Source organism: Shewanella sp. SG41-4, from assembly GCF_014164505.1.
Taxonomy (GTDB): domain Bacteria; phylum Pseudomonadota; class Gammaproteobacteria; order Enterobacterales; family Shewanellaceae; genus Shewanella.
On record NZ_JACJFI010000306.1, the window covers coordinates 1 to 4,082 of the forward strand.

Here is a 4,082-nt window from a genome sequence, read left to right on the forward strand (position 1 = left end):
GATAAATTTATATGCACCGTTATCTTCAACCATATTGTCAGCTAAAGAACCGTCCATTGCGTAAGTGGTGCCTGCCAACATTTGTTGTACTAACAGATAGGTAGCTTCTGAATCTTGCAGTTTTTCAGCATCATAAACATTGTATGTTAGTAAGTCGTTTTGACCCGCAATACCGGTTTGGTCGAACGAGTTACTGGCGTTTATTGTTTTAAAGCTATCGCTAATAATAGCGTTATCAATCCAGGTTGGGCTATACAAGCCGTCTGCATTTTTCGCTTTCTTATACGCGTCTTTTAGGGTGTTACCATTCGGTTTAAGATCGAAACGATTAGAAGTGTAATCTCTATCGGTAATACGAACACCCGCTTTAACTGCTGATATAAAGTCTACGCCGACATCGTGGATTTTAAAATCAAATCGCAATGCCTGTTCTTCGTTATCTGTGTCTAACGTTTTGTGGAAAAACTCACGGAATACTAGATTGTCAGGGTTAGTCAACATACCAGTGTCGGCAAATACGTATGAAGGTATACCGCCGCCAGTTGTCATGCTTCCTGTGCTGGTATGCGTAACAAGATCTAAGGTAGGATCTGTTCGTTCAATTGGACGTAAGTTAAATTCTGATGCGGTTTGACGCTCTTCAGATTTTGATATTGAATATTCAGCCGATAATTCAATGTTGTCAGTTACATTCCATTCAGCGCCAATAGCATGGGAAGTGGTATCTGATGTGGTGAAATCACTCCATGTTTTTGGAATAGTAAGCACACCCTCTAAATCGTAGTTTTGAAGTTCGCCATTGCTGTCATAGTAAGAGTCGATTCTAGGTGTCACGTTTCCGCCGACATCAAGAATTGAATAAGCAGCTTGGCCACCATCAAGTTTTGTCGCGTTCATGTCAACGTAGACATTAAGTTCTTCGCTGGTAGGTGCCCACTGCAACGATAATCCGAATGCAGTACGTTCACGTTGTTCTGTTTTCTGTTCTACTGTGCTTTCAGTTCTACGAATATATTTGCCGTTTGGACCGCCAGATACATCAACAGTGCCATCACCGTCTAAATCGATATCATTTTGTAAATCAACCTTGTTGAAATACTCGTCGCGACGTAATTCACGGTCTTGGTACGATACGTTAGCAGCTGCACCAAAAGTACCAGCGTCACCGAAATCCCAACTGTTACCTATTGCTGCGGTAAAGTTTGGCGCAACGTTTTCAGTTTTATCTGCATATTCACCGTCAAGAGTAATCGCAACTAGAGGCTCTGAAAGCTCTAATGGACGCACTGTTTGCATGTTGACTGTGCCACCTAAAGCACCTTCAATCATTTCAGGTGTTGGAGATTTAATCACTTCAACTGTTTTTAAGAAGCTAGCAGGGAAGTCATCTAAACTAATACCGCCACGTCCTGGGCCTGCTGTTGAGCGGCCATTAAGCAAAATAAGGTTTTCTGATACACCACGAATGGTGACAGATTCACCTACACCGAAATCAGATTCAATCGAAACACCTGTTATGCGTTGTAATGCTTCTGCAATGTTGTTGTCAGGTAATTTACCTATATCTTCGGCAACGATAACATCGACAATTCGTTCGTCAGTACGTTTGAGTAAGTTAGCGGCCTTTAAGCTGCCAAATATACCTCTAACGGCAATAACTTCAATTTCACTCGCCTTTACTTGTTCCGCTTCAGTTTGTGCTACAGGTTCTGCTGCAAATGCTGGCATAGTTAACATGGCTGTTAAAGTCGCGCCAAAAATCGTTATATTGTTGGCTTTGTTTTTAGCGCCACTGAACATGGCGCTTATTTTATTCAACTTCATAATTCCCCCCAAAGAAATCTTTTGTTTTGGTATTACCAATGTTGTTGTTTTAATCAACAGACACATTTATATAACACGTTACCAACAATTGCAATTAATCATTACCAAATTAATTTATTTGTCTTACCAAAATGCGTCAGGTAAATTTTTGTGTTGATACGCTTTCTATGCCAGCTATTATCGCATAATGCAGTAAGGCTCTATATTGTGACTATAGCGTTTAAAACAACCATGCGTAAGTTGAGACAGACAATATTTAGGGATATTAATGATAAATTAACGTTTAACCGGACTTAAAATAGACACTCAACTTGGTAAGGTAGGTTTTGATATTGGTAATACAATTGGGCGGGAGTTGTTGTCATTAATGCGGTGAACACATCAAAAAATGTTAATGTTATGCCGTTGTGGGAGGCGTTTGGCTTGTTAACTTGGCATCATGTTAACTTTACATTAACGTTGTTACAGACTGTTATAGTGAGCATTAGTACTGCATTCAAACGATATAACGTAAATAAACAAACAAGGGTCACACGAATGTGACCCTTGTTTGTTTTCTATCTTGGATGGGGCAATTATTAACTGCTTAACAACAGACTAATTTACTCAGTAAGTCATTTAACCCTATACACTCTGTGGAGCGGCTAGCTGTTCTTTCCTAGGCTATTACAAACCTTGCTGATACTGGGCGTTAGTTGAAATAGTCACCAGTTGATTAAGCTCAACTTTGGATTCGCTAACGCCTTTAAGGACGTTTTCGAAGTGGGCGACGAGCTGAGTTTTATCGATTTCTGCTTTTGATCCAGAACCAATGTTGGTGAGGTCGATAAAGAACTCATCAAATAGATGTGATAGATCTTCAACGGCTTCGATGTTTAAAAACTGCTCGTGGTTATAGATGCTCGGGTAACCGCCTTTTTGTTTGTCTACTGCAAACGAAATACCTTTCACATTAGTGATGGTAGTGGCTTTTTCACACTTGAGCATGCAACCGTCTTCAATGCTGGGCTTATTACAGCCTACCGTTTGTTGGAAAAAGCATTGTCTGCTGGTCATCATCAAAATGGGATGATAGATGCTGTAAAGAAGCTTAAAGTTTTCTGGTCTGGCGATGTTTTTAATTTGGTTGCGATTGATCTCGTTCGAAATAAACGCACCAGCACAATTTAATTGCTCTTGTAATGTTAGCAAGGCATAGGAGTTAGTTGTGTTTAAAAACGGACCTGCAATCCACTCAATGTCCATTTCATAGGCTTTAAACGCGACGCCGGTATTGTTGGTCACAATACGCTTAGGCTTAACCACTTCTAAAACTCTTACAGCTTCGATGTAATCTTTGCCAATAAGCACGGCCGGAAACCATGGAATTAATCTTGGGTTACGCAAGAAAATTTCGATGTACTTGTCATCATTTTTCTTAAAGCTTTCTGGTAGCTTAAAGTAAATATCGGCGTCGGTAACATCACACAAGTTGACATCTTTTTCGTCACTAATAAGCAAAGACAGCGTAGGTGCGTCGGTTACTTTTGGATGCTTAGGTAACTTGGGTAAGGTTACCGCCCCTATGTATTCTCTTTGTGTTAACTGTAATAACAGTTGGTTTTTAAGCTGTGTTAACTGGCTAAACGGTAGACTTAAATCAGCCTGTAAACCGTCATAATTAAATGCTTGTAACAAGTAGCCACTGCCTTTTAAGCTTTTAAAACGTTTCTCAATGGCGGCTTCATCAACGCGTGACTCTGTTGCTTGGGTCAGCGAGATAGATGATTCAATTACAAATTGTTGATCTGGTGTGGTCACAGCGATCGACAATGGTTGATCGACTTGACCAGAAAATGCCAGTGTTAGCGTTGGCTTAGCAATGCTTAGGTGATTAATTTTTTCGGCAACTAGCTGCACAATGGCGTCTTTTTCTGACGACAGTGTTTGTTGTGCTTCTTGAATTTGCACTACTGATATTGCGTTACTTTTATCGTTAGCATGTTTAAAGCTGTTATCGCGTGGATTATCGATAAACATGTCTTTGGTGAGATTACCCTTTAAAAATGAGTTGGTAAAATCACGGTTGAACACTTTATGTAAGTTCGAATCGTCTGCTAATAGCTTGCCTGTTTCGATAAATTTGTCGATCTGTTTGCGCCAGCTATCTACCACGGTATGCACGTATTGAGCGCCTTTGATTCGGCCTTCAATTTTGAGTGAGTCAACACCAGCATCAACCAGTTCAGGTAAATCAAAGTAAGCTGAGTTGTCTTTTA

2 protein-coding genes are annotated in these 4,082 nt (G+C 40.2%); both read right to left on the bottom strand.

What is annotated here, in order from left to right; translation table 11 throughout:
* A partial coding sequence (locus H5202_RS18600; protein ID WP_182773381.1) for a TonB-dependent receptor plug domain-containing protein occupies nucleotides 1–1,824 on the bottom strand: 1,824 nt, incomplete at its 3' end.
* A 666-nt stretch (nucleotides 1,825–2,490) separates the two neighbouring features.
* The coding region (locus H5202_RS18605) for a peptidase U32 family protein (protein WP_182773382.1) at nucleotides 2,491–4,082 on the bottom strand (1,592 nt) is incomplete at its 5' end.